The organism is Thermopolyspora sp. NPDC052614 (assembly GCF_040678635.1).
In the GTDB taxonomy this organism is placed as follows: Bacteria; Actinomycetota; Actinomycetes; order Streptosporangiales; family Streptosporangiaceae; genus Thermopolyspora.
This window is the reverse complement of record NZ_JBFATZ010000010.1, coordinates 264,432-288,101: the sequence shown is the minus strand read 5'-3', so window position 1 is coordinate 288,101 and position 23,670 is coordinate 264,432. Positions and strand designations below refer to the sequence as shown.

23 protein-coding genes are annotated in these 23,670 nt (G+C 71.8%); 12 read left to right on the top strand and 11 right to left on the bottom strand.

The window, feature by feature from the left end:
- The first annotated feature begins 113 nt into the window (after positions 1 to 113).
- Positions 114 to 635: a hypothetical protein gene (locus AB0K60_RS22880; protein WP_364058341.1), complete on the top strand. Its 522-nt coding sequence runs from the start codon at positions 114 to 116 to the stop codon at positions 633 to 635.
- Positions 632 to 961 carry a transcriptional regulator gene (locus tag AB0K60_RS22875; RefSeq protein WP_364058338.1) on the top strand — a complete coding sequence of 110 codons (330 nt, stop codon included), beginning with the start codon at positions 632 to 634 and terminating at the stop codon, positions 959 to 961. Before AB0K60_RS22880 ends, AB0K60_RS22875 begins: the two co-directional genes overlap by 4 nt.
- A gap of 161 nt (positions 962 to 1,122) precedes the next feature.
- On the opposite strand, the gene moeZ is transcribed toward AB0K60_RS22875, so the two are convergent.
- Complete coding sequence (gene moeZ, locus AB0K60_RS22870) at positions 1,123 to 2,304, bottom strand: adenylyltransferase/sulfurtransferase MoeZ (RefSeq protein WP_364058335.1); 1,182 nt, start codon at positions 2,302 to 2,304, stop codon at positions 1,123 to 1,125.
- A gap of 162 nt (positions 2,305 to 2,466) precedes the next feature.
- Positions 2,467 to 3,438 (bottom strand): alpha/beta fold hydrolase, encoded by a 972-nt coding sequence (locus tag AB0K60_RS22865; RefSeq protein WP_364058332.1) that lies wholly within the window; start codon positions 3,436 to 3,438, stop codon positions 2,467 to 2,469.
- A gap of 265 nt (positions 3,439 to 3,703) precedes the next feature.
- Here AB0K60_RS22865 and AB0K60_RS22860 point away from each other — a divergent pair, with 265 nt between their 5' ends.
- On the top strand, positions 3,704 to 4,147 hold the full coding sequence (locus tag AB0K60_RS22860) for a hypothetical protein (protein WP_364058329.1): 444 nt from the start codon (positions 3,704 to 3,706) through the stop codon (positions 4,145 to 4,147).
- A 307-nt stretch (positions 4,148 to 4,454) separates the two neighbouring features.
- Here the strand turns inward: AB0K60_RS22860 and AB0K60_RS22855 are convergent, their stop codons facing one another.
- A complete protein-coding gene (locus AB0K60_RS22855; RefSeq protein WP_364058326.1) occupies positions 4,455 to 5,378 on the bottom strand; it encodes a Ku protein in 924 nt (307 codons plus the stop codon).
- Positions 5,379 to 5,458: 80 nt separating this feature from the next.
- On the opposite strand from AB0K60_RS22855, the gene ligD reads away from it, so the two are divergent.
- From ligD to AB0K60_RS22835, 4 genes are all read left to right on the top strand, one after another.
- On the top strand, positions 5,459 to 6,352 hold the full coding sequence (ligD, locus tag AB0K60_RS22850; RefSeq protein WP_364058323.1) for a non-homologous end-joining DNA ligase: 894 nt from the start codon (positions 5,459 to 5,461) through the stop codon (positions 6,350 to 6,352).
- 150 nt (positions 6,353 to 6,502) lie between these two features.
- The gene (locus AB0K60_RS22845; protein WP_364058320.1) at positions 6,503 to 6,709 is read left to right on the top strand and encodes a hypothetical protein; all 207 of its coding nucleotides are present in this window, start codon (positions 6,503 to 6,505) and stop codon (positions 6,707 to 6,709) included.
- A 253-nt stretch (positions 6,710 to 6,962) separates the two neighbouring features.
- Positions 6,963 to 7,583: a TetR/AcrR family transcriptional regulator gene (locus tag AB0K60_RS22840; protein ID WP_364058317.1), complete on the top strand. Its 621-nt coding sequence runs from the start codon at positions 6,963 to 6,965 to the stop codon at positions 7,581 to 7,583.
- A 102-nt stretch (positions 7,584 to 7,685) separates the two neighbouring features.
- The gene (locus tag AB0K60_RS22835; RefSeq protein WP_364058314.1) at positions 7,686 to 7,910 is read left to right on the top strand and encodes a DUF3107 domain-containing protein; all 225 of its coding nucleotides are present in this window, start codon (positions 7,686 to 7,688) and stop codon (positions 7,908 to 7,910) included.
- 289 nt (positions 7,911 to 8,199) lie between these two features.
- Here the strand turns inward: AB0K60_RS22835 and AB0K60_RS22830 are convergent, their stop codons facing one another.
- Positions 8,200 to 8,862, bottom strand: a complete 663-nt coding sequence (locus AB0K60_RS22830) for a ferritin-like fold-containing protein (protein ID WP_364058311.1) — start codon at positions 8,860 to 8,862, stop codon at positions 8,200 to 8,202.
- A gap of 377 nt (positions 8,863 to 9,239) precedes the next feature.
- Between AB0K60_RS22830 and AB0K60_RS22825 the strand changes: the two genes are divergently transcribed.
- Entirely contained in the window at positions 9,240 to 11,051 is a 1,812-nt protein-coding gene (locus AB0K60_RS22825; RefSeq protein ID WP_364058308.1) for a DEAD/DEAH box helicase, read from the top strand.
- 169 nt (positions 11,052 to 11,220) lie between these two features.
- Entirely contained in the window at positions 11,221 to 12,099 is an 879-nt protein-coding gene (locus AB0K60_RS22820) for an alpha/beta hydrolase (protein WP_364058305.1), read from the top strand.
- Between the two features lie 20 nt (positions 12,100 to 12,119).
- Here AB0K60_RS22820 and AB0K60_RS22815 read toward each other — a convergent pair whose 3' ends face one another.
- From AB0K60_RS22815 to AB0K60_RS22805, 3 genes are all read right to left on the bottom strand, one after another.
- Positions 12,120 to 13,067: a PD-(D/E)XK nuclease family protein gene (locus AB0K60_RS22815; RefSeq protein ID WP_364058302.1), complete on the bottom strand. Its 948-nt coding sequence runs from the start codon at positions 13,065 to 13,067 to the stop codon at positions 12,120 to 12,122.
- 7 nt (positions 13,068 to 13,074) lie between these two features.
- On the bottom strand, positions 13,075 to 13,791 hold the full coding sequence (locus AB0K60_RS22810) for an MBL fold metallo-hydrolase (protein ID WP_364058299.1): 717 nt from the start codon (positions 13,789 to 13,791) through the stop codon (positions 13,075 to 13,077).
- Between the two features lie 80 nt (positions 13,792 to 13,871).
- A complete protein-coding gene (locus AB0K60_RS22805; RefSeq protein WP_364058296.1) occupies positions 13,872 to 14,510 on the bottom strand; it encodes a DUF6758 family protein in 639 nt (212 codons plus the stop codon).
- Between the two features lie 73 nt (positions 14,511 to 14,583).
- Between AB0K60_RS22805 and AB0K60_RS22800 the strand changes: the two genes are divergently transcribed.
- The gene (locus AB0K60_RS22800; protein WP_364058293.1) at positions 14,584 to 14,982 is read left to right on the top strand and encodes an NUDIX domain-containing protein; all 399 of its coding nucleotides are present in this window, start codon (positions 14,584 to 14,586) and stop codon (positions 14,980 to 14,982) included.
- Positions 14,983 to 15,003: 21 nt separating this feature from the next.
- On the opposite strand, the gene AB0K60_RS22795 is transcribed toward AB0K60_RS22800, so the two are convergent.
- The gene (locus tag AB0K60_RS22795; RefSeq protein ID WP_364058290.1) at positions 15,004 to 18,231 is read right to left on the bottom strand and encodes a hypothetical protein; all 3,228 of its coding nucleotides are present in this window, start codon (positions 18,229 to 18,231) and stop codon (positions 15,004 to 15,006) included.
- A 525-nt stretch (positions 18,232 to 18,756) separates the two neighbouring features.
- Positions 18,757 to 19,749, bottom strand: a complete 993-nt coding sequence (locus AB0K60_RS22790) for a type II CAAX endopeptidase family protein (RefSeq protein ID WP_364058287.1) — start codon at positions 19,747 to 19,749, stop codon at positions 18,757 to 18,759.
- A gap of 161 nt (positions 19,750 to 19,910) precedes the next feature.
- Here AB0K60_RS22790 and AB0K60_RS22785 point away from each other — a divergent pair, with 161 nt between their 5' ends.
- Both AB0K60_RS22785 and AB0K60_RS22780 read left to right on the top strand, forming a co-directional pair.
- A complete protein-coding gene (locus AB0K60_RS22785) occupies positions 19,911 to 20,675 on the top strand; it encodes a PT domain-containing protein (RefSeq protein WP_364058284.1) in 765 nt (254 codons plus the stop codon).
- A 39-nt stretch (positions 20,676 to 20,714) separates the two neighbouring features.
- Entirely contained in the window at positions 20,715 to 21,311 is a 597-nt protein-coding gene (locus tag AB0K60_RS22780; RefSeq protein ID WP_364058281.1) for a DUF6529 family protein, read from the top strand.
- A gap of 36 nt (positions 21,312 to 21,347) precedes the next feature.
- Here the strand turns inward: AB0K60_RS22780 and AB0K60_RS22775 are convergent, their stop codons facing one another.
- Both AB0K60_RS22775 and AB0K60_RS22770 read right to left on the bottom strand, forming a co-directional pair.
- Complete coding sequence (locus AB0K60_RS22775) at positions 21,348 to 22,268, bottom strand: endonuclease/exonuclease/phosphatase family protein (protein ID WP_364058278.1); 921 nt, start codon at positions 22,266 to 22,268, stop codon at positions 21,348 to 21,350.
- 232 nt (positions 22,269 to 22,500) lie between these two features.
- On the bottom strand, positions 22,501 to 23,640 hold the full coding sequence (locus AB0K60_RS22770) for a P-loop NTPase (protein WP_364058275.1): 1,140 nt from the start codon (positions 23,638 to 23,640) through the stop codon (positions 22,501 to 22,503).
- Positions 23,641 to 23,670 lie beyond the last annotated feature (30 nt).

Genomic DNA, 23,670 nt, shown 5'->3' with positions numbered 1-23,670 from the left:
TGGCGATCCGTCCCGATTGTTCCCAAGAGGCTTGACACCACGGAGTGCGGAAAGTACTTTCCAGTCAAGAAAGTAAAGTACTTTCCAAGACGGAAAAAGCAAGGGAGGACCCCATGAACATCAGCCCCGACGACGCGGCCCGCGCGCTGGCCGACGTCAAGCACACCCAACACACCGCCCTGCGCTCCGCGCCCCCGATGTTCCCCTCGTGGTACCTCGGCGCCGTATGGATCGTCGTGACCGGGATCCAGTTCGCCACCGAGGTCCTGTCCGGGCCCGCCGCCGTGATCGGCGTCATCGTCGCGCTGATCGCCCTCTTCGCGTCCGTGATCAAGTTCATCCGCGACGTCAACACCATGTCCCTGCGGCCGCACCGCTCGATCGTCGATCCGTGGGCGTGGGTCGGCTTCAGCGCCTGGCTCATCGCCACGATCGGGCTGTCCTTCGCCTTGCTCGCCGCCTTCATCGCGGTCGGTTTCCCCTATCCCCGCACGGGCTGTACGCTGCTGACCGCTGTGGTCGTCCTGTTCACCGCCCCGTGGCTCCCGCGCTGGATGACGATGCGCACCGCTCGCCGTTTGGCGACGCCCCAGACGACCACCGGACCCGTCGACACGGAGCCGGCCGCGCAATGATCGAGACACCTGAGCCCGAAGCACACGAGCTGAACCCGGTGATCCACGCCCCGACCCGGCTGCGGATCGTGGCGCTGCTCGCCGCCACGGAGGAGGCCGAGTTCGCCCTCGTCCGCGACAGCGTCGGCGTCAGCGACTCGGTGCTGTCCAAGCAGGCCGCCGCGCTGGAGGCCGCCGGATACGTGAGGGTGCGCAAGGGACATGTCGGCAAACGACCCAAGACCTGGTTCAGCCTCACCAAGGAGGGACGAGCGGCGTACGCCGGGCACGTGGCCGCCCTCCAGGCGATCGTCACCGGCTCCGGCCTCACGGTCCTGCCCAAGTGAGACCCCCACAGACGCCGCCCCCGGCACCACCGCCCCGACACCACCGCCCCGGCACCACCGCCCCGACACCCCAGCTCAGACACCACAGCCCGAACACGACCGACCCCGCACCGAGAGATCTCGGCGCGGGGTCGATGTGTTTTCGCCCGGCGGGCCCGCCGTCAGTAGGTCGGCAGGCTCGGGTCCACTGACTTGATCCAGCTCAGCACGCCGCCGCCCACGTGCACGGCGTCCGAGAACCCGGCGTTCTTCACCACCGCGAGCGCCTCGGCGCTGCGCGCGCCGGACTTGCAGTGCAGCACGATCTTCTTGTCCTGGGGCAGCTTCTCCAGGGCCGAGCCGTTGATGAACTCGCCCTTGGGGATCAGCACCGCGCCCGGGATGCTGACGATCTCGTACTCGTTCGGCTCGCGCACGTCCACCAGGAAGATGTCGTCCCCGCGGTCCTGCATCTCCTTCAGCTCCAGCGCCGTGATCGTGGAGCCCTGGGCCGCCTGCTGCGCCTCGTCGGACACCACGCCGCAGAACGCCTCGTAGTTCTCAAGCAGCGAGGTCACCGTCGGGTTCTTGCCGCACAGCACGCACTCGGGGTCCTTGCGGACCTTGACGTCGCGGTACTTCATCTCCAGCGCGTCGTAGATCATCAGCCGGCCCACCAGCGGGTCGCCGACCCCGGTGATCAGCTTGATGGCTTCGTTGACCTGGATCGACCCGATCGAGGCGCACAGCACGCCGAGCACGCCGCCCTCCGCGCAGGACGGCACCATGCCGGGCGGCGGCGGCTCGGGGTAGAGGCACCGGTAGCACGGCCCGTGCTCGGCCCAGAAGACGCTCGCCTGGCCGTCGAAACGGTAGATCGACCCCCACACGTACGGCTTGCCGAGCAGCACGGCCGCGTCGTTGACCATGTAGCGCGTGGCGAAGTTGTCGGTGCCGTCGACGATGAGGTCGTAGCCCGAGAAGATGTCCATGACGTTGTCGGTCGTGAGCGCCACGTTGTGAATGATCACGTTGACGTGCGGGTTGATCTCCCGCACCGTCGCCGCGGCCGACTCGGCCTTGAGCTTGCCGACGTCGGACTGGCCGTGGATGACCTGGCGCTGGAGGTTGGACTCATCGACAACGTCGAAGTCGATCACGCCAAGCGTGCCGACGCCCGCCGCCGCCAGATACATCAGGGTCGGCGATCCAAGGCCGCCCGCGCCCACACACAGGACCTTGGCGTTCTTGAGCCGCTTCTGCCCGGCCATGCCGACATCGGGAATGATCAGGTGACGTGAGTAGCGGCGGACCTCGTCAACGGTCAGCTCTGCGGCCGGCTCTACCAGCGGTGGCAACGACACTGTTCTACGCTCCCGTTTCGGGGGAATCCCTCGTGAATCGACCAGCCGCGCGGGCACGGCGGGCCGATATGAGAGACAACCTAACCCTGCCTGCTTGGCATTCCCCACGAGGGTATGCGACGTACGCCACATCCCCTTACTAGCCGTCTGGGCGATTTTTCATTACGCGTCTTGGCGTACGGCGTCCTGGCGGGCGTCCCGGGCGCGGGCGTGGTCGATCAGGGCGCGGACCTCGCGGGCCACCACCTCGGGGTACTCCATCTGCGCCACGTGCGCGGCGTGCGGCAGCACCACCAGGCGCACGTCGGGGAAGGTGCGGGCGGCGCGGATCGCCGTGCGGGCGTGCACGAGCCGGTCGTGTACGCCGTGCACGACGAGGGTGGGGGCCTGCACGCGCGCGGCCTGACGCCACAGCGAGTCGCCGCCGTCGCCGCGCCGCCGGTACTCCTCCAGGTAGGCCCGGATGTACTCGCTGGCCAGGCCGCGGGCCGAGCCGACCAGGGAGGCGCCGGTGTGCGGCAGTTCGTCGCGGCGGATCAGCTCGGCCACGGCGTCCTTGAGGCGCAGCGGGTGCACCCGGGTGGCGTCGGCGTAGCACATCGCCATCGTGGCCTTGATCCGCCGCTCGGCGGGCAGGTGACGCAGCCGGCCGACGACCCACTCGCCCAGGCCGGGGGTGGCGGAGAAGGCCACGCGGGCGGGGCCGTACCGGGGGGTGAGATCGGGCAGCGCGGGCGAGACGAGGGTGAGCGTGCGCACCAGGTCGGGGCGGGTCGCGGCCACCCGCACCGACACCGCGCCGCCCAGGGAGTTGCCGAACAGGTGCACCGGCCCGGCGCCCTGCTTGAGCGCGACGTGCTCGACGAGCGCGATGACGGCCCGCGCGTGCGCCGAGATGGAGTAGTCGCCGTCGGCCGGGGCGGGCGAGTATCCGGCGCCGGGCAGGTCGAGGGCGTATCCGGTCATGGTCCCGGACAACTCGCCCATCAGGTCGGTCCAGTTGGTCGCCGAGCCGGCCAGGCCGTGCACGAAGACCCCGGCCTCGTCCGGGCCCGCGGGAGTCGATCGCACATGGACGGCCGTGCCGTCAAGTTCGAGAACCTTGCCCGGCCAGTGCGCGATCGGCTCGTTCATCGCCCGTTTCCCTCCGGTTCGGTGGCTGGTTCTGTCATAAGCCGTACCTAATGGGCGGCACGGGGGCAAGCGACCACGACGGCGCGTCCCCGCCCGCGTGGCTCGCCGAGGGCGCGCACGCGCCGCCAGGTCAAGCAGTGATCGCCGCCACGCCACCCACCTCTCAACAACTCTCCGTATTCAGAAGATCTCAGGGCGTATCGGTTTTTTTCTACACGAGTACGGACATTACGCACATAGCCCCCCTCGAACACGAGGAGTGACGATGAAATTCCAGCGTCTCGCTAGCACGCTCGCCGCCGCGGCCCTCGCGGGTGGTGGCGCGATCACGATGGGCGCCGTGACGGCCGCCCCCGCTTACGCGGACGGCGGCGGCTCCTTCGGCCACCACGGGTTCGGCCACCACCACGCGTTCGCGGGAGGCGCGAACCTCTGCGTCGCCAAGGCCGTGAAGAAGTACGTCAAGAAGCGCGGCGGCGGCAAGTTCGGCCGTTACTTCGGCGGACACCGCGGCCTCGTGGTGAGGAAGGTCGCCAAGAGGTACGTCAGGTGCGCCTCCTGGCACCGTCGCCACCACAGCGCGCACTTCAGGTTCGGCCACCACAGGTTCTTCGGCCACCACAAGGGGTTCGACCACAAGGGCTTCGATCACGAGGGCTTCGGGCACAAGGGCTTCGGGCACAAGGGCTTCGACAACTGGGACTGGTGACCGGCGCACGCGCTGAGCCCGATGTGAGCGGGTCCCTCGGCCACCAGGCCCGGCGACCCTGAGCACCAACGTCGTGGCGCCCGACGACGGCGCCACGACGTTCATCTTTCCGGGCGTCTTCGCCACCGACCAGGCGATACGCGCCCGCGCCGATCTACGCGGATCCGCACGGTCCGATCACTACTCCCGACGGCCGGTACGCCGAGAGCCATGATCCCGAGGCTCTCGGCGTACCGCTGCATCGGGACCGGTCGGGCTCGCCCCGGGGTCGGTCCGCCGCAAGCCCGCGCGGCGTCGCGGCGGCGGCCTAGGCCGTCTTGCGGGTACGGCGCCGCGGAGCGGCCTTGTCCTTCTCCGCCTTCTCGGCCTTCTCCGCCTTGGCCGCCTTGGCCTTGCCGGCCTCCTTCGCCCCGGCCTTGGCGGCCTCCTTGACCGGCCGCTCGCCCTCCTCGGCGGCCCTGCCCTTCTTCGCGGCCTCGACGCTCGCCCGCAGCGCGGCCATGAGGTCGACGGCGGGCCCCTCCTCGGGCGCCCGCTCGGGCTGCACGACCTCCTTGCCCGCGACCTTCGCCTCGATGATCTCCTCAAGCGCCTCGCGGTAGGCGTCGTGGTACTGCTCGGGGTCGAAGTCCGCCGTCATCGTGTCGATCAGCGAGTTCGCCATCTGCAGTTCCTGGGCGCGCACGTCGATGTCCTCGCCGAGGAACCCGAACTCCGCCTCGCGGACCTCGTCCGGCCACAGCATGGTCTCCATCACGAACACGCCGTCGCGCACCCGCAGCACGGCCAGCGACTCGCGCTGACGCAGCGCCACCTTGACGATGGCGACCCGCCCGGACGCCTCAAGCGCGTCGCGCAGCAGCACGTACGGCTTGCTCCCGGTGGCCTCGGGCTCCAGGTAGTAGGACTTGTTAAACAGAATGGGGTCGATCTGCTCGGCCGGGCAGAACTGCAGCACGTCGATACGGCGCGAACTCGACAGCGGAAGCTGCTCGAAGTCATCGTCGGTGAGCACGACCATCTCGCCGGTGGGCAGTTCGTAGCCCTTGGCGATGTCGGCGTACTGCACCTCCTCGCCGTCGAGGCTGCACACCCGGCGGTACCGGATGCGCCCGCCGTCCTCCCGGTGCACCTGGTGGAAGGCAACGTCCTTCTGCTCGGTCGCCGAGTACAGCTTCACGGGGATCGTGACCAGCCCGAACGAGATCGCGCCCTTCCATATGCTGCGCATCGTTCCTCCCGCCTGATCGCGCCCCCGCTTACTGGGCAGGTACCCGATATGACCCGGGCAATACCGGAAGAGGGGGAGTCATGACCAAACGGGTACATGTGAACGTCGATGGTCGAGATCTCACGCTCAGCAATTTGGAAAAGGTTCTTTATCCCGATACCGGATTCACCAAGGCCGAGGTGATCGACTACTACTCGCGGATCGCCCCCGTGCTCCTCCCCCACCTCGCCGGGCGTCCGCTGACCGTCAAACGTTTCCCCAACGGCGTCGCCGGCGGCTCCTTCTTCGAGAAAAACGTGCCCGACCACGCCCCCGGCTGGGTACGGCGCGCCACCATCGCCGTGCCCGGCAGCACCAAGGACCGCGAGACCATCGACTTCGCCCTCGTCGACGACCTGTCCACGCTGGTCTACTACGCCAACCTGGCGGCCATCGAGCTGCACCTGCCGATGTGGCGGGTGGACCTCGCGGGCGCCCCCCTCGCCCCCGACACCCTCGTCTTCGACCTCGACCCGGGCGCCCCGGCCACGATCGTGGACTGCTGCCGGGTCGCCGGGCTCCTGCGCGACCTGCTGCGCGACGAGGGCCTCGACCCGCTGCCCAAGACCAGCGGCCGCAAGGGCATGCAGCTCTACGTCCCGCTGAAAGGTTCCGGCATCGCCGACACCTCGGCGTTCGCCAAGGCGATCGCCCGCCACCTGCAAGCCCTGCACCCCGACCGCGTCACCAGCGTGATGGCGAAGAAGGAGCGCCCCGGAAAGGTCTTCATCGACTGGAGCCAGAACAACCCGGCCAAGACGACGGTCGCGCCGTACTCGCTGCGGGCGAACTCCGCCCCCACCGTCTCCACCCCGCTGCGGTGGGACGAGGCCGGCGGATGCGACGACCCGCGCGCCATGATGTTCACCGCCGCGGACGTGCTGGACCGGGTGGCCCGCCACGGCGATCTGTTCGCCGCCGTGGCCGACGCCTGATCGTGGGTACGGGTGTGCTCATCGGCGGCGGCCGGGAATGGCCGTACTCTGGTGCGGAGTCCACCAAGGGCGCCCGGGGTGCCCGTGGCGAGGCGAGCCCGAGACCGAACGAGCCCGAAGCCGAGCGAGAGGGACGACAACATGTCGGAGATGGATGTGCGTGGAGACTCCTCCATCGGCGAGACCACGTCCGAAGAGCTCTCGATCGAGGCTCCGGAGGCGGACGCGGCCGAGCAGCAGCGGTCGCTGCGCGAGGAGGACCGAACCTGGCCTCAGCGCATCCCGCTGGAGGTGGATCCCGCCGACGCGGCCGAGCAGGAGCGGACCGTGGACCTCGATGAGGACGATTATCGCTGATCAGGATTACCCAGGCGATTACCGGCGCGTAGGATTGCGCCGGGCGCCCTGACCGCGTCCGCGCTCGCGCACTCGTGGGGGGAACCTGAGATCGTGAGGTCACGACGGTGACATCGCCGACATCGCCGTCGCGACCCTGTGATTGCGGTCCGCGTGGCCGGGCACCCTGGTCCTCGTGGGGCCGCGCGGAGCCTCCGCGCAGGATCCTGTGCGAGGGCCCCGCCGTACGCCCCGTTCTCGCAAGGAGACCGTCGTGACAGCTACCCCGGACGCCAGACCCCGGGGCACGCGGCTGCCCCGCATGGCAAGGCGCCGCCAGTTGCTCTCCGCCGCGCAGGAGGTGTTCGTCGAGCACGGATACCACGCGGCCGCCATGGACGAGATCGCCGAGCGGGCCGGGGTCAGCAAGCCCGTGCTCTACCAGCACTTCCCGGGCAAGCTCGAACTCTACCTGGCGCTGCTCGACCTGCACGTGGAGGACATGGTCGGCCGCATGCGCGAGGCGCTCGCCTCCACCACCGAGAACAAGCAGCGGGTACGCAACACCTTCCGCGCCTACTTCGACTTCGTCTCCACCCAGGGCGAGGCGTTCCGCCTGGTGTTCGAGTCCGACCTGCGCAACGCGGCCCCGGTACGGCAGCGCGTCGAGCGGGCCCTCCAGGACTGCGCCGAGATGATCAGCCAGGTCATCCAGGAGGACACCGGCGTCTCCAGCGACGAGGCCCACCTGCTGGGCGTCGGCCTGGTCGGCATGGCCGAGGTGAGCGCCCGGTACTGGATCAGCACCCACGGCTCCATCCCCAAGGACTCCGCCGAGCAGCTCATGGCCCGCCTCGCCTGGCGCGGCATCAGCGGCTTCCCCCGCACGACCTGACCGGCACCCCACAGGCCGTTTTCGCTTGGCGCGATCACGCCGCCCGCTCGCGCCGGGTGCGATGAGCATGGCGGTATCAGCGCTGCGAAGAGAAGGAGCACGATGGAAGTCAAGATCGGTGTGCGTTCGGTACATCGCGAGCTGGTGGTGGAGACCGACCTCACGCCCGACCAGGTGGAGACGGCACTACGCGACGCGCTCGGCGGTCAGGGCGTCTTCGCCCTGACCGACTCCAAGGGCAGGCGCGTCATCGTCCCCGTGAGCGCACTGGGATTCGTGGAGATCGGAGAGGACGAGCAGCGCCCCGTCGGCTTCGGCGCGCGCTAGACCCGCCCGGTCAGCCGGACCGGTAGGAACATCCGGGCGGGCGGCGGACGCGACGGGCGACGTGCCCGTCGCCCCGCCCCGGATCGACGTCCGGGCAGAGCGTGCTCCCCCTTCGCACAATGGCGCGCGTCCGTCGGCGGTCCCGCCGATATTCGGTCGTACAACGGCTGAAGGAATTGCCGTAGCGGCACGAGGCCCTCATGACAGCACGCTACAACCGCGACGTGCCTTCGCGCCGCACGATCCCACAGACGATCTGTCCGATTATGGTCCGGCTTACCGCCCCGGCTCACGGCCCCGGCGTCAGGCCGAGGGCGGCCATGCGCTTGCCGTGCGCCTCGGTGAGCCGGGCGAACATTCGGCCGATCTCCGGCAGGTCCTCCCCGTCGCCGGCCTCGACGAGCAGCGCCGCCAGCGCCGGACGCACCGCCGCCACCCGATGCGCCTGGCTCAGCGCCTCCCCGACCAGCCGCCGCGCCCACAGCGCCAGCCGCCCGCTCACCTTCGGGTCCGTCTTCAGCGCGGCCCGCACCCGCTCGACCGCGAACTCCGACCGCCCCTCGTCCGCGAGGGCCTCCTCCACCAGCGCCGCCGTGCCGGGATCCACCCGGCGCGCGGCCTCCCGGTAGAAGTCCATCGAGATCCCCGTGCCCACGTACGCCTTGACCAGGGCCTCCAGCCAGTCCGCCGGCCGGGTCTGGGCGTGCCAGGCGTCCAGGGCGTCCACGAACGGCGCCATCGCCTCCTCGGGGTCGACGCCCACCTCGGCGAGCCGGTCGCGCAGCAGCCGGAAGTGCCGGTGCTCGACCGCCGCGAGGTCGCTGAGCGCGGCCCGGTCGGTGAGCGAGGGGGCGAGCGAGGCCGCGTCCTCCGCGAGCCTGAGGAAGGCGGTCAACTCCGCGTAGGCGAGCACGCCCAGTAGATCCACGACGCCGGTTGGGGTATCACTCATGGGTGCAGACTAAACATGAGAGGGGAACATAAAGACATCGGTCCGCTGTTGTGGTATCGAGTACACTGCAATGTGAAAGTGCGACCGCACTGTGTTAATCCGGGGTTCGCGTCATCCCGGGGACTGTTCCCCGGCCCCCCGCGGACCTCCCGGAGCCCCAAGGAATGGCTCGACTCCACGGCGGTCGCTGGAACAGTTGAAGGCGTCACTCCGCGCGGACCCCACAGGGGGACATCACGGTGCAGGGTCCCGGAGGCCCGCCTTCGCAGAGGATTAGGCAGGCCAAGCTGACGACGTTCCGAGACCTCGGAGTCATACCGGAGATAGCCGATGCCCTCGCGACCGAGGGCATCACGACACCGTTCTCGATTCAGGAGATGGCGCTGCCGCTGGCGATCAGCGGTCAGGACGTCATCGGGCAGGCCCGCACCGGCACCGGCAAGACCTACGCCTTCGGCGTGGCGATGCTGCAGCGGGTGGGCAAGCCGCGCAAGAACCGCAAGAAGCCCAGGGGCCTGGTGGTCGTGCCGACGCGCGAGCTCGCCCTGCAGGTGACCGAAGACCTCGTCATCGCCGGCGGCAAGCTCGGCTCCCGGGTGCTGTCGGTGTACGGCGGGCGGGCCTACGAGCCGCAGGTGGAGGCGCTCAAGCTCGGCGTCGACGTGGTCGTGGGCACCCCGGGCCGACTGCTCGACCTGGTCAAGCAGAAGCACCTCGACCTCGGCCAGATCACCATGCTGGTCCTCGACGAGGCCGACCGCATGCTCGACCTGGGCTTCCTGCCCGACATCGAGCGCATCATCAAGCTCATCCCGGCCGAGCGGCAGACGATGCTGTTCTCGGCCACCATGCCCGGCGAGATCGTGGCCCTCGCCCGCCGGTACCTGAACCGGCCGACCCACGTCGCCGCGGACGACCCGGTGCAGGAGGCGGACGCCCGCCCGCAGACCGTGCAGCACGTCTGGCGGGTGCACCGGATGGACAAGATCGAGATCGTGGGACGGCTGCTGCAGGCCGAGGGCCGCGGCCTGACGATGGTGTTCTGCGAGACCAAGCGCGCCTGCGACATGGTCTCCGAGCAGCTCGTCGACCGCGGTTTCGCCGCCGCCGCCGTCCACGGGGACCTCGGCCAGGGGCAGCGCGAGCAGGCCCTGCGGGCGTTCCGCAACGGCAAGGTCGACGTGCTGGTCGCCACCGACGTCGCGGCGCGCGGCATCGACATCGACGACGTCACGCACGTGATCAACTACGACTGCCCGCAGGACGACAAGACCTACGTGCACCGGATCGGGCGCACCGGGCGGGCGGGCCGTACCGGCACGGCGGTGACCTTCGTGGAGTGGGAGGAGCTCACCCGCTGGAAGGTCATCAACAACATGCTGGGCCTCGGCTTCGCCGAGCCGGCCGAGACCTACTCCACCTCGCCCCACCTGTACGCCGACCTCGGCATCCCGGCGGGCACCAAGGGCGTGCTGCCGCGTGCGCTGCGGTCCCGCGCGGGCCTGGAGGCCGAGGAGCTCGAGGACCTCGGCGAGACCGGGCGGGTGCGCTCCCGGCGGCGCGACGACCGCCGGGACGGCTCCGCGGAGCGTCCCCGGCGCGAACGGCAGCGTCGCCGCACCCGTGGCGGCCGCCCCGCCGACGGCGCGGATGCCTCCGCCGCTCACGCCGCCACCGCTCATACCGTTAGTACCGTCGCAGAAACCCGCCGGTCCGCCGTCGCAGGCGCTCCCGGCGGCTCGATCAACGAGAAATCACCCGTGCCGGTCGTCACCGAGGAGGTCGAGGCGTTGCCGCCCAAGCGCACACGCCGGGGGGCCGACAAGGCGGCCCTCGCCGAGGCACTGGCCGACGCACAGCCGATGGCGGACTCCCGTGCGAGCGCCTTCGCGGGCGCCGGTCACGCGGACCGCACCGATTACGCCGATTACGGGGATCACGGGGATCACGGCGATTACGACGACGCCGACGCCGACGGGTTCTACGAGCCCGACGACGTGGCGCCGGCGCCGCGCCCCAGGCCGGAGCCGGAGCGCATCATCCCGCCGAGCCCGTTCACGGTGATCTTCCAGGCGCCGGACCTGGGCCCTGCCGCCGACGACGACTACGTCGCCCCGTCGGCCGCGACCGAGCGCACCCAGCGCCGCGGCAGGTCCTCCCGTTCCCGCTCCCGCCGCAACAACGGCTGATGGTTTTCGTCAAGGGCCGCGCCGTTCCCGGTCCGGCCCTTGACACGGGACACAGGCCCGGGGACCTGTTCAAACGGCGCACAGGTGCCGGTGAAGCGCCGGACACGTCCGCTTCGCAGCGTTCCGGCGACAATGGCCAACAACGCCGGGAACGGTATTGTGGTGCCACGTGAGTACGCCGCGCTTCCTGACGTTGCCTCCTGGGGTCAGCCCGATCCGGATCGAGACGCGCGTGGGGTGGTTCGCCGCTCTTGAGGCGCTGCCCGTCAGCGGGGTCGCCGAGCGATGGCCCGCGCTGCTGGTGCCGGGCTACACCGGCAGCAAAGAGGACTTCATCGCGATCCTGCAGACCCTCGCCCACGCCGGTCGGCGGGTGATCGCGATCGACCTGCGCGGCCAGTACGAGACGCCCGGCCCGGACGACCCCGCCGCGTACACCTGCGCCAGCCTCGGCGAGGACGTGGGCGCGGTGGCCACGGTGGTGGGCGAGGGCGAGCCCGTCCACCTGCTGGGCCACTCCTTCGGCGGGCTGGTGGTCCGCGAGACCGTCCTCGCCGGGGCCGCCAAGCCGGCCTCGCTCACCCTGATGAGCTCCGGCCCGCACAACATCGTGGGCCCGCGCGAGATCGGCGGACGCGCCCTGCTGAAGGAGCTGCCCGCCCTCGGCCTCGAACACCTGTGGACCAAGCGCCTGGAGCCCGAGGCGCTCAACGCCGGCGTCGGCGACGAGGTCCTCGCCTTCCTGCGCAAGCGGCTGCTGTCCAACAACCTCGTCGGCCTGCGCACCATGGGCGAGCAGGTCCTGTCCTGCCCCGACCGGGTCGCGGAGCTCGCCCACGCCGACGTCCCCAAGCTCGTCCTGTACGGCGAGCACGACGACGGCTGGCCGCCGCACCTGCAGGCCGAGATGGCCGCCCGCCTCAACGCCGAATGCGTGGTCGTCCCGGGAGCCCTGCACAGCCCGGCCGTCGAGGCCCCGGAGACCACGGCGGCGGCCCTCACGCGCTTCTGGAACGCCGCCGAGCAGCGCCTGGCCCACCACGCCTGAACGCGCGGGTTACCCGCGCCTCAGTCGGCGACCAGGTCCTCCTGGAGGCCGTCCCAGGGCTGCCGGGCCGTACCGACGGCCTGCCCTTCGGGGCAGTGGCGGCGGTAGTCGCACCAGGAGCAGAGGGGGCTCGGCCGCGGCGGGAAATGCGCGTCGATCTCCGCGGGGACCTCGGGCGGCTCCCCGGACCGGCCGGACGTCCCCGTGGCCGTCCCCGTGGCCGTCCGCGCGGATCGCGGGGCGCGGCGGGCGTCCGCGGACGCGCCGGCCCACGCGCGGTAGCGCTCGTCGGCCTCGGCCGCCTCGGCGGCGATGTCCTCGGCGCGGCCCAGGTGGCGGGCGAGGGACTCCTCCGTGTGCTCCCAGACGGCCACCGTACGGCTCGGCAGGTGGTGAAGCTCGACCCGGCGGCAGGGCATGCGCATCATGCGCGCGGAGGCGACCGCGTAGACGGCCAGCGCCAGGGAGGAGCGCGCGTCGTCGGAGGTCGGCGGGCGCCGCCCGGTCTTGTAGTCGACGACGACCAGTTCGCCGCCGCGGCGGTCGAGCCGGTCCACGCGCCCGGACACGGCGATGACGGCCGTCCGGGTCGCCACCGTGCGCTCCACGCCGAGCGGCTCGTCGGACGGGTCGAGCCCGGCGACGTACTCGATCACCATCTCCCGTGCGCGGTCGCGCCATCGCGCCGACTGCTCCTGGTCGCGGAAGCCCTCGGTGATCCAGCCGCTGCCGAGCAGCATGCCCGCCACGGCGGGGGTGCGCCGCTCGTACGGCTCCCGCCACCAGGCGGCCAGCGCGTTGTGCACCGACGCCCCCACGCTGTTGTGCGCCCACGGCGACCCCTTGGCGGGCGCCGGCCGGTCCAGGTAGGCGAAGCGGTAGCGGCGCGGGCAGTCGAGCCAGGCGTTCAGCCGCGACGGCGTGCACGAGTACAGGCGCCGCGGCATGCCCTCCAGGGGAAGCTGCACGCGCGGGCTACTCGTCGTCGAGCTTGAGCTTGATGCCGGCGGCGCGGGTGCCGTCCACGACGGGCACGTCCTCGCCGGGCGTGTCGGCCGTGCGGGTGAGCGACCCCGACACCCAGTCGTCGAAGTTCGGCTCCAGGTCCCCGATCGTGGTCTCCTCGCCGTGCGCGGGCAGCACCCGGGTGTTCCCCGGCAGCGTGAACAGCCGCCCGCCGATCGCGGTGAGCTGGTCGGGCAGCGCCGGGTACTCCCCGCCGAGCCTGCCCGGCCCGTCGGCCTGCAGCGACTTGCCGGTGAAGACGACCTCCAGCTCCTCGCAGTACAGCGAGATGCCGCCCTGCGTGATCCCGGGGGTCTCCAGCACCTCCAACCGCACGTCCGCGACCTCGAAGACGCCCTCGTCCTCGACGTCGATGTCCGGCCAGGTCTCCCGCCAGGTCTCCCGCCAGAGCTTCTTGTCCTTGGGGTGGAGGCAGACCGCGGCCTCGTCACGGATCGCGACCTCGATGGCCGCGCCGACGTGGTCGGGGAGACCGTGGGTGCAGATGACGGCGAGCACCTCGCGCTCGCCCACCTTCTCCAGGATCTTCTCGCCGTCGCGGGCCGGGTCGATGACGATGACCTCGTCGTCGTCGCCCACGATCCAGGTGTTGTTCTCCACCTTGAACTCGGCGCCGTCGATCTCCACGACGCCCGACGTCACCACTCGCTCGATACGCGCTGTCACGACAACAAACCCTACCGACTGCGGTGCCGTCCGTGGTCGCGCTCACGCCGTACGCCCGCCACAGGGCCGTCCCGAAGCCCTCACGGATCCCAGTGCAGGCGCGGCGAGAGCGCCCCGTACGGCAGATCGAACACCTGGTCCGGGTCGCTCAGGTCGCGCAGCGAGAACTCGGCGAGCGCGATCAGGCACCCCACCTCGGCGGGCCAGGCGATCGCCCACAGCCAGTTCCCGAGCGCCTCGCCCACGTACGCGGCGCGGTCGCCGGGCACCGAGTCCACGCACCACAAGGCGGTGGGATGACCTCGGATGTCCACCTTGGCGTGCGGCGGGCCCATGCCCAGGCCGTCGCCCGGGTCGGGGCCGTTCAGCCCCGCGTACGCCGCGCCGAGGCCGATGCCGGGTTCCTCGGCGACGAGCAGCATGTCGGCGGGCCCCCAGGTGACCGACGGCCCGGACACGGCCACCACGGTCGCCCGCGCGCCGGTCCGATCGTCCCCCGCCGCGCCGAACCCGGTGACCAGCCACCCGGACGGTAACGGCCAGGGCGTCCACACCGGGACCCGCGCGTCACGCCGTACGGCGTCGAACGCGGCGTCGGAGGGGCGATGGGTGTGCAGCGGGGGGACGTCCCCGTGCACGCCGCAGCGCCAGGCACTCGACCAGGCGCTGGGGCCGTGCAACGACCCGAAGCACCTCGGACAGACAGGCGCAGCTCTCACAATTCATCACCGTGCTCGGCCTCCTGCCCACAAGTCAAGGTCCCATTCGTTATCCCGTCGTAATGTTGACCCCGTGCGCATCAAATGTGTGGGGGCGATCGTGTTCGACGACGCGGGCCGCCTGCTGCTGATCCGGCGGGCCCACCCGCCCGGCGAGGGCCTGTGGTCGCTGCCGGGCGGGCGCGTCGAGCCGGGCGAGTCCGACGCCGAGGCCGTCGTCCGGGAGGTCCGCGAGGAGACCGGCCTCACCGTCGCCGTCGGCCCCCTCGCCGGCACCGTCGACCGCCCCGCCCCCGGCGACGCCGTCTACGAGATCAACGACTACCTCGCCTCCGTCACCGCCGGCCGGCTCGCCGCCGACGACGACGCCTCCGACGCCCGCTGGTGCACCCCGGGCGACCTCGCGCGTCTCCCCCTCACCCCGGGCCTGCTCGACGCCCTCACCGAGTGGCGGGTCCTCCCGGCCCCGTAAGCGGCGGGGAGGAGGCGTAGGTCAGCGGTCCACGGCCGTACGCCAGAGGGTGAGGTGATCATCGGTGTACGTGGTGGAGCGCCCCAGGGCGACGACGCGGTCGCCGAGCGCGGCGACCGCACAGAACCACTGGGCGCCCTCGCCGGTGAGCCCGGCCTCCTCCGGGGACTGGCGGTGCCATTCGCGGCCGTCGCCGGAGGTCCAGGCCACGCTGTCGCCGCCGCCTGAGCCGTAGGCGCCGACGGCGATCAGCGCGGACCCGGCGGCGGTGAGGTCCGTGACGGTGGCGTTCTCGTCGGCGGGCAGCCAGGAGTGCTCCCAGGTGCGGCCGTTGTCGGCGGAGACGGCGGCGAAGGGGCGGCGGCCGTCCTCGGTGACGGCGGTGCCGACGGCCACCAGGCCGGTCGCGGTGGCCACCACGCGGCGCAGGCCCGCCGAGCGCGCCCCGTCGGGCACGACGCGGGGGCGGGCGGTCCAGTTGAGGCCGTCGTCCGAGGTCCACACCACGCCGGCCTCACGCTCGGCCGTACCGGATCCGCCGACGGCGACGTATCCGGCGGAGGTGGCGGCCACGTCGTACAGCCGCACCCCGGCCCCGCCCGCGGGGAGCTTGCCGACCCGCTGGTAGCGGCGCAGGTCGGCGGTGAACCACAGCACGGGCGTGGCGTCGCCGCCCCCGCGCTCCTCGCCGGCGATCACGTAGCCCTTGGGACCGGCGGCGACGGACTGGGGCGCGAGGTGCTGGCGGCCCTGCGGGACCGCCATCGCGTCCGAGCCCTCGACCCGCCGCCACTGATCGCCGTCGCGCGAGGTCACCAGCAGCGGGGCGGTGACGATCGGGTCGCTCATCGTGCTGCCCACGGCGATCCAGCCCTTGGGCCCGTGTGCGACGTCCACCAGCGCCTGGCGGCCGGCCCCGCCGAGCGCCTCGCCGCCGATCGTCGTCCAGCCGGTGCCGTCGGCGCTGGTCCAGATGCCCGCGTCGCCCTGGGCCGCGCCCACGGCCACGAACAGTTTCTCCGCCGCCGCCACCCGGGCGGTCTCCCGCGCCGACCTGCTCAGCCCGGTGATGCCGTCCAGCGGTACGGCCCGCGCCTTCTCGCCCTGCCGCGCCGTCAGCAGGATCGGCAGGTTGTCCACGTCGCCCGCGGGCGCGTCGCCGCCCGCGACCAGCACGCCCTGATCGGTGATCGCCAGGCCGCGCAGGATGCCGTTGACCGTGCCGAGTTCGGCGCCCTTGGCCCAGTCGGCGCCGTTCTCGCTGGTGAACACCGTGTACTTCTGCCAGCTCGTCTCGGCGACCGCGGCCACGCCCGCCGCCGAGTAGGCCAGGCCGCGCACGCCCGTGCTGTCGGGGCCGAGCGGCCCGATGCTGCCGCACGCGCGCCAGGCCGCGCCGTCCGCCGAGCAGCGCACGGTCACCTTCCCGCCGGGGGCGTTCTGGCGGGTGGGCACCAGCACGAACTCCGCGCCCGCGACCGCCAGCGCGCCCGGCTCGGGCCGTACCTGGGCCAAGGGCTGGGGCGCGCGCTGCCAGTGCCTGCCGCCGTCGGGGGAGCGCAGGATGACCGAGGATCCGTCGCCGGTGCCCGGGTCGGCGAGCGCCACCACCTGGTCGCCCTTGGCCACCGCAGCGCGGATGCCGCGCACGCCCGCGTCCTGGGCGATGTCCCGGCTGTCGACGCGCGTCCAGCTCAGGCCGTCGGGGGACGCCCAGGCCACCGGGCCGGTCCTGCCGTCGCTCAGCGTCGTGGTGCCGACGGCGACGAATCCGTACGCGGTGCGGGCCAGGTCGGCGATCCGATCCCCGGGCCAGAACATCGACAGCTTCGCCGGATCGACGGCGGTCCAGGTGCGGCCGTCGGCGCTGGTCCACATGCCGCGCGCGCCCGCGCCCGTCCCCGCGGCGAGCCCGAGGCCCGCGCCGCGGACGCCGCCGCCCGCGGCCGCGTCGGTGGCCGCGGCGAGCCAGCGCCCGCCGCCGCCGGTCACCAGGCCCGCCGAGCCGACCCGCGCCTCGTACCCGGCCGACCCGCTCACCCGGCCCAGCTCCCACGTCGATCCGCCGTCGGCGGAGACCAGGAACAGCGGCCGGGGCACCGGGCTGGTGGTGTCGCCGCCCACCGCGACGACGGTGGACCCGACCGACGTGACGGCGTTGAGCACCTGGCTGGAGCCGCTCCCGGCCGCGCCCGGATGGGCCAGGAACACCCCGTCCGCCGACGCCCCGTCGCCCGCGGCGAGCCGTACCCCGGTGGCGGCCGGCGAGTTCAACCAGCTCACCACGACGAACCCGAGCCCGGTGGCGATCACCAGCACCAGCACGGCCAGGACGGGCGTGAACAGCCCGCGCCCGCCGCGCCGCCGAGGCGCCCGGGGATCCTCACGGTGATGCCGCCCCCGGCCTCCGCGCTGCGCCGGACGCTGCGTCCCCCGCTGCCCGCCGCGGCGACGCGGCGGCCCCAGTCCCGCCAGCACGGCGGGGCGGGCGGGCCGCCCGCCCGGCGGCGCCCCGATCCGCCGTATCGGCTCTTCGTCGTCCGGCTCCGGTCGCTCGCGGTCCCCCCACGCGACCGGCGAGCCCCGCCCGGCCTCGTCGTCCGGGTCGTCCGGCGGGATGTCCGAGTCCGGCGGGATGTCCGGGTCCGACGGGATGTCCGGGTCCGACGGGATGTCCGGGTCCGACGGGATGTCCGGGTCCGACGGGCCGCCCTCGTGGCGCGCGGCCTCCGCGTCCGACCCGGACGGCGTGTCCCGCCCGGCACGTGAGGCAGGGTCGTCGCCGACGCCCGGTCCGGGAGGGGGCCACACCGCGCGGATGTATCCGTCTTCGTACGGCGATGCCGACCCCTCGGCCGGGCGACCGGCGTCGCCGCTCTGCTCGTAGGGACGCAGGCGGTCCCCCGGCCTGGCGAACTCGTCCCCATCGGGCCGCCGCCGGCGGCCGTGCCTGCGGCCGGACCCCTCCCCGGCGACCCGCTGGGCGTCCCCTTCCGCTTCGCGGGCCCCCTCGCCGGGCCCGGACGCGATCTGGTCGCCTGTGGTCGCCGGGGTGGGGTTCCAGGTCGTGCCTCCCCCGCTGTCCCCCACGGGCCGGGGCTCGGCGGCGTCCGGCGCGGCGGGAGGTTCCGTGACCGGAGGTTCCGACGTGGCGGGCGCGAAGGGGGCGGACACGGGTTCGCTCGGGGACGGCGGCGAGACCGGTCGCCGGGGCGGCCCGGAGGCGACGAGCTTGTCGGGCCGATTCACGAGCCGGTACGGTGGCGCGCCGGGCGTGCTCCCGGTGAAAGGGGAACCCTCCTGCCCCTGCGGCCGATCCGGCGCATCCGGCGCATCCGGCCGGGGATACGGATTCCGGCCTCCCGCCGACGGCGTCACGGGCGGATAGACCTGCTTGCCGGGCGCTTCGTCCGGCGGCTCAGCCGAGCCGCCCGCAGGGAGCGGTTCGTCGGACGCGCGTGGCTCCTCGTCCTCCGGAATGGGGGCCGCGAAGGGGGGCAGCGCCCAGGGCGAGGCCGAAGGCGTGGTGCGGGGCGCGTACTCGGTGGGACCCGGCGGTAAGTGGTGCAGTGTCGGCGGAGACGTGCGGGGCGCGTGTGAGGCGCTCTCGCGTGACGTTCCCTGGTGGTCGGCGGCGTCCTGCGGCGACCACTCTTCCGAGCGCGGGTCTTGGGGGCCCGAGGCCACGCTCAGCACCTCCTTGTCGGCAGTTTACCCGGACCAGACCAGAGCAACATGCCACAGACCGTTCTGGCGAGACCTCTCTAGTGAGATTTATCGAGAGACTGTCTGAATTGCCCGACTTTTGGCAAGAATGACCACTATCACGGTGAATATCGTCAGTTGTACGGCGGTGCCGACAAGTGACTGCCACGGCACCGCCCCCTGCCGCAGCGCCTCGTCGAGATCGCCGGACGCCGCGCTGACCAGAAAGGCGAGAACATTGTTGAGGGTGTGAATGGCGATGGCCGCCTCCAGCCCGCCGGTGCGCACCGAGATCCAGCCCATGACCAGCCCGAAGACGAACACGTCGAGGACGCCCCAGCCAGTGTACGCGTGCAGCGCGGTGAACCCCGCCGACCCCAGCACGATGCCCGGCCACGGCGTACGCAGATAGGCGCCGAACGCCTGCAGCACCCACCCCCGGAAGATGTACTCCTCCGTCGCCGCCTGAAACGGCACCAGCAGCAGCGTGATGACCAGCGCCGGCGCGAACGTCCCCCAGCCGACCCAGCCGAACAGCTCGTCGGTCCCCTCCCCGGTCACCGCGAAGGCCGCCGCCGTGGCCAGGTGTCCGAGCAGCACCGCCACCAGCGCCACCGCCATGCACGCCCACAGCCACCCCCAGCGCAGCCGCCCGGCGACCGACGACAGGGTCCCGGGCGGGCGGCGCTGCACGAGTCGCGCCACGCCGTACGTCACCGGAAGCACCAAGGCGATCGACAGCAGCAGCACCGCCAGATCGAACAGCGGGTCCCGGGTGATGGACGTGCCGTCGGTCACGAGCGGAATCCCGACGATCATCGCGGCGATCGCGCCCACGAGCAGGACGACCACGCCGATCACCACGAACCCGACCGCGACCAGCAGCGTGCCCACCAGCGGACGCCACCAGCGATGCAGCGGGGTGCGGGCCAGCCGGTCGTAGGTGGTGCCGGGCGGCGCGGACGCCACCCTCGGCGCCGGGGCCTGCGCGCCCCAGGTCATTGGGGACGGATCGCCGGGTGAGGGTGGCTCGTGCATACCGCCATTGTCGTGCACGGTCATGCCCTGTCCTAACAGGCACGAAAGGCGAGCCGTTGATATGCGCATTAGTCCACAGACATTTCCCGCCGCCGCGCCCACACTCAGGTACGGGAACACCGCCACAAGCCCGCCCCCGCCTACCGCAGGCGCGGGGCGGGCGACATATCCCTCAGGAGCACACCATGCAGCGGCTTGGGCCATTCCATACGCTCGCCGCCGGAGCGATTCTCGTCGCGGGTCTCGGCGTGCTGAGCGCCACCTCGGGCCCCGCGACCGTCCAGGTCGCCGCGGCGGCCGGCCCCGCAGCGGAGGAGCCCGCCGCCGACCCGACCCCGTCGGCGAGCGCCGCCCCCACGACCGGCCCCACGACCAACGCGACCGCCAACCCCACCGCACAGCCGAGCGCACAGCCGAGCGCACGGCCAAGCGCACAGCCGAGCGCACGGCCGACCGCGCAGGCCGACCCGACGCCGAAGAAGGCCGACTTCGCCGGCGTCGTCCAGGGCAACGGCGGCCTCATCGCGCTCTCCATTCGCGACGGCAAGGCGATCGCCTACTTCTGCGACGGCCGCATCGAGGCCTGGCTCAAGGGCATCGCCAAGAACGACACCCTCACGCTGGAGGGCAAGAACTCGGTGATCACCGCCGCGCTGCAGAACGGCAAGGCCCAGGGCCGGGTGCAGGTCGGCGACGACCGGTGGCGTTTCGTCGCCCCCGTGGTGAAGAAGCCCTCCGGCCTGTACCGGGCCAGCGCGATCGTGCGCGGCGCCCGCGTCAGCGGCACCTGGATCCGGCTGTCCGACGGACGGCAGGTCGGCCAGGTGCTCGTGGGCGGCAACGCCGAGGCCGCGCCCGTGCTCGGCCCCGACGGCGAGGTCACCGTCTACGGCACCCGGCTCGTGACGAAGAACGTGGACTCCTGGTTCGACGACCAGGCCGCCTCATAAGGGTCACAAAGGTCATCAAAGGTCATCCAGGAGCACAAAATGACGAACCCCCTCACAAACCCCCACGCGGACCCCCACTCGGGCACCGTCACCCTTCCCCGCAAACCGAGCGCCGCCCCCGTCGCCCTCCCTCTCGCCGTGGGCGCGCTGGTCGCCGTCGGACTCGGGGTCTACGGCCGGCTCCACACGCCGACCAACTTCGCCATCGGCCTGGCCGGGTTCTCCGGCACGCTGACGATGAAGACGTGGCTCACCACCGCCGCCTTCGTTCTCGCCATCGTCCAACTGGTCTCCGCTCTGATCATGTACGGCAAACTGCCCGGCCTGGTCGCGCCGCCCTGGATCGGCACGCTGCACCGCTGGTCGGGACGGCTGGCCTTCCTCGCGACGATCCCGGTGGCCTTCCACTGCCTGTACGCGCTCGGCATGTCGTTCGACGCCCCGCGCGTGATCGTCCACTCGCTGACGGGCTGCTTCTTCTACGGCGCGTTCGTCGCCAAGATGGTGTCGCTGCCCAGGCGCGGCCTGCCCGGCTGGGCCCTCCCGCTGCTCGGCGGCCTGGTCTTCACCGGCCTGGTGGTGCTGTGGCTGACCTCGTCGCTGTGGTTCTTCACCACGTTCGGATTCCAGTTCTGACAAAGCTTTTTGGAACCTCATGGGCCTCGTGGGGCCCTACGGGCTCCACGAGAAGTCGGCGTGGGGCGCGAGCTTGCGCCACGAGCCCGCCCCGCGCAGCAGGTCGTGATCGGAGACCTGCTCGTCCCCGATCGCGTCGCCTTCGACGGCGGTGAAATGCCGCCGGCTCAGAAACACGTAGTCGAGCTTTCTCTCCCCGTCGGTGCCCTCCCCCGAACGGCACCGGCTCGCCGACTGCGGACACAACTTCCCGAAATAGGACTTATCCGTTTCATCGACTTCTTGAAACACACCTCGTCCGCCGGAATGATCGTAAAAGAGCGCCATCGAGGGCCGGTCGGGCTCGGCGTTGAGATCCCCGCCGAGCACGACCGGGATGCGCCGCGCCCACGGCGTGACGAGCCGCGCGACGAACGCGGCCTGCACCTCCTGGGTGTCGTCGTGCCAGTCCAGATGGGTGTCGCACACCCGGGCCGCCCGCCCCCGCAGCACGGCGTCCACGCACAGCAGCGCCCGCGGCTCGTGCCGATCCTGATTGGGCAGCCACCAGACGCGCTCCTCGCGGATCGACCCGACGCCCTTGACGAAGACGCCCAGCCCGAACCCCCGCCGCTGCGCCGAGGAGTCCGCGCCGCTCCCCCACTGCTTGCCGCAGCCCTCGTTGTCGCTCATCGTGCCGACCCACCGCGCGTCGTACCGCCCGGCCAGCTCCCGCCTGAGGGTGTCGTACTGTCCCCGGCACAGCTCCTGGAACAGGATCACGTCGGCGTTCGCCAGGTCCGCCCGCCGGACCATCCGGCTCGTCCAGTCGGCGAGCGACAGCCGATTCGCGCAGCTCCCGCCGCAGACGTTGTAGCTGAGGATGACCGGACCCCTCGCGGCCGCGGTGGCCGCGGTGGCCGCGGGGGCCGCGAGCCCCAACGCCGCCACACCGGCGACCGCCAGCGCGGCGGCCAACGGCCTCCCACGTAACACCGACGATTCCGCGCGAAAGAACTTCCTGCGATCCATTCCTGCAGCGTAGTCAGAACGCGAGAATAGCCGGGATATAGCACACGTGACTTTTCCCCAAGCCGGTACGGCGCCGCCCAGCACCCGGGCAAAGCAAATCGCAATACCCGACAAAGCATCGCCGCATTCCGCGCGACCGCGAAATGAACCACATTCCCCGAAATACGGGGAGAATCAACTATCGACCCACGGGGGAGAGCCCGAGCTGACGCCCGAGCAGGCTGGCCGACCGCTTGGACAGCCTCTCCGCGATGCGCCGCAGTTCCGCCGCCGCCGGCGAATCGGGGTCGGTGAGCACCAGCGGCTTGCCCTCGTCGCCGCCCTCGCGCAGCCGGGTGTCGATCGGCACCTGCCCGAGCAGCGGCACCCGCGTGCCGAGGATGCGGGTGAGCCCGTCGGCCACCGACTGCCCGCCGCCCTCGCCGAACACCGGGATGCGCTCGTCGCAGTGCGGACAGGCCAGCCACGCCATGTTCTCGATCACGCCGGCGATCTGCTGGTGGGTCTGCGCGGCGATCGACCCGGCCCGCTCGGCCACCTCGGCGGCGGCGAGCTGCGGGGTGGTGACCACGAGGATCTCGGCGGTCGGCATGCGCTGCGCGACCGAGATCGCGATGTCGCCGGTGCCGGGCGGCAGGTCCATGAGCAGGACGTCGAGGTCGCCCCAGAACACGTCGGCGAGGAACTGGTGCAGCGCCCGGTCGAGCATCGGCCCGCGCCAGACCACCGGCGTGTTGCCGGACGGCTTGAACATGCCCACCGAGATGACCTTGATGTCGTGCGCCACCGGCGGCATGATCATGTCTTCGACCTTGGTGGGCCGCTCGGACACTCCGAGCATGCGCGGCACGCTGTGCCCGTAGATGTCGGCGTCGACCACGCCGACCTTGAGGCCGGAGGAGGCCATCGCCGCCGCGAGGTTCACCGTCACCGAGGACTTGCCGACGCCGCCCTTGCCGCTCGCCACGGCGAACACCCGGGTGAGCGAGCCGGGCTTGGCGAAGGGGATCTCCTTCTCCGGCCCGCGGTCGCCGCGCAGTTTGGTCTGCAGCGCCTTGCGCTGCTCCTGGCTCATCACGTCCAGCTCGACGCGGACCGCGCTCACCCCGTCGACCCTGGCGACGGCGTTGGTCACGTCCCGGGTGATGGTGTCGCGCAGCGGACAGCCGGCGACGGTGAGATAGACGCCGACCCGCACCACTCCCTTGGGGGAGATGTCGATGCTCTTGACCATGTCGAGCTCGGTGATCGGGCGGCGGATCTCCGGGTCGTTGACCGTGGCCAGCGCCGCCGTGACCGCTTCGGGAGTGGGAGCCATGGCTCCATGGTATGGACCTGCCGGAGTGCC

Bases quoted from the DNA above. Each gene is read 5' to 3' on its own strand.
- AB0K60_RS22855 (WP_364058326.1), bottom strand. From the start codon at position 5,378: ATGCGCAGCATATGGAAGGGCGCGATCTCGTTCGGGCTGGTCACGATC.
- AB0K60_RS22780 (WP_364058281.1), top strand. From the start codon at position 20,715: ATGACGAACCCCCTCACAAACCCCCACGCGGACCCCCACTCGGGCACC.
- AB0K60_RS22845 (WP_364058320.1), top strand. From the start codon at position 6,503: ATGGATGTGCGTGGAGACTCCTCCATCGGCGAGACCACGTCCGAAGAG.
- AB0K60_RS22860 (WP_364058329.1), top strand. From the start codon at position 3,704: ATGAAATTCCAGCGTCTCGCTAGCACGCTCGCCGCCGCGGCCCTCGCG.
- AB0K60_RS22770 (WP_364058275.1), bottom strand. From the start codon at position 23,640: ATGGCTCCCACTCCCGAAGCGGTCACGGCGGCGCTGGCCACGGTCAAC.
- AB0K60_RS22830 (WP_364058311.1), bottom strand. From the start codon at position 8,862: ATGAGTGATACCCCAACCGGCGTCGTGGATCTACTGGGCGTGCTCGCC.
- AB0K60_RS22790 (WP_364058287.1), bottom strand. From the start codon at position 19,749: ATGACCGTGCACGACAATGGCGGTATGCACGAGCCACCCTCACCCGGC.
- AB0K60_RS22875 (WP_364058338.1), top strand. From the start codon at position 632: ATGATCGAGACACCTGAGCCCGAAGCACACGAGCTGAACCCGGTGATC.
- AB0K60_RS22835 (WP_364058314.1), top strand. From the start codon at position 7,686: ATGGAAGTCAAGATCGGTGTGCGTTCGGTACATCGCGAGCTGGTGGTG.
- AB0K60_RS22825 (WP_364058308.1), top strand. From the start codon at position 9,240: ATGGCGCTGCCGCTGGCGATCAGCGGTCAGGACGTCATCGGGCAGGCC.
- ligD (WP_364058323.1), top strand. From the start codon at position 5,459: ATGACCAAACGGGTACATGTGAACGTCGATGGTCGAGATCTCACGCTC.
- AB0K60_RS22880 (WP_364058341.1), top strand. From the start codon at position 114: ATGAACATCAGCCCCGACGACGCGGCCCGCGCGCTGGCCGACGTCAAG.
- AB0K60_RS22865 (WP_364058332.1), bottom strand. From the start codon at position 3,438: ATGAACGAGCCGATCGCGCACTGGCCGGGCAAGGTTCTCGAACTTGAC.
- AB0K60_RS22785 (WP_364058284.1), top strand. From the start codon at position 19,911: ATGCAGCGGCTTGGGCCATTCCATACGCTCGCCGCCGGAGCGATTCTC.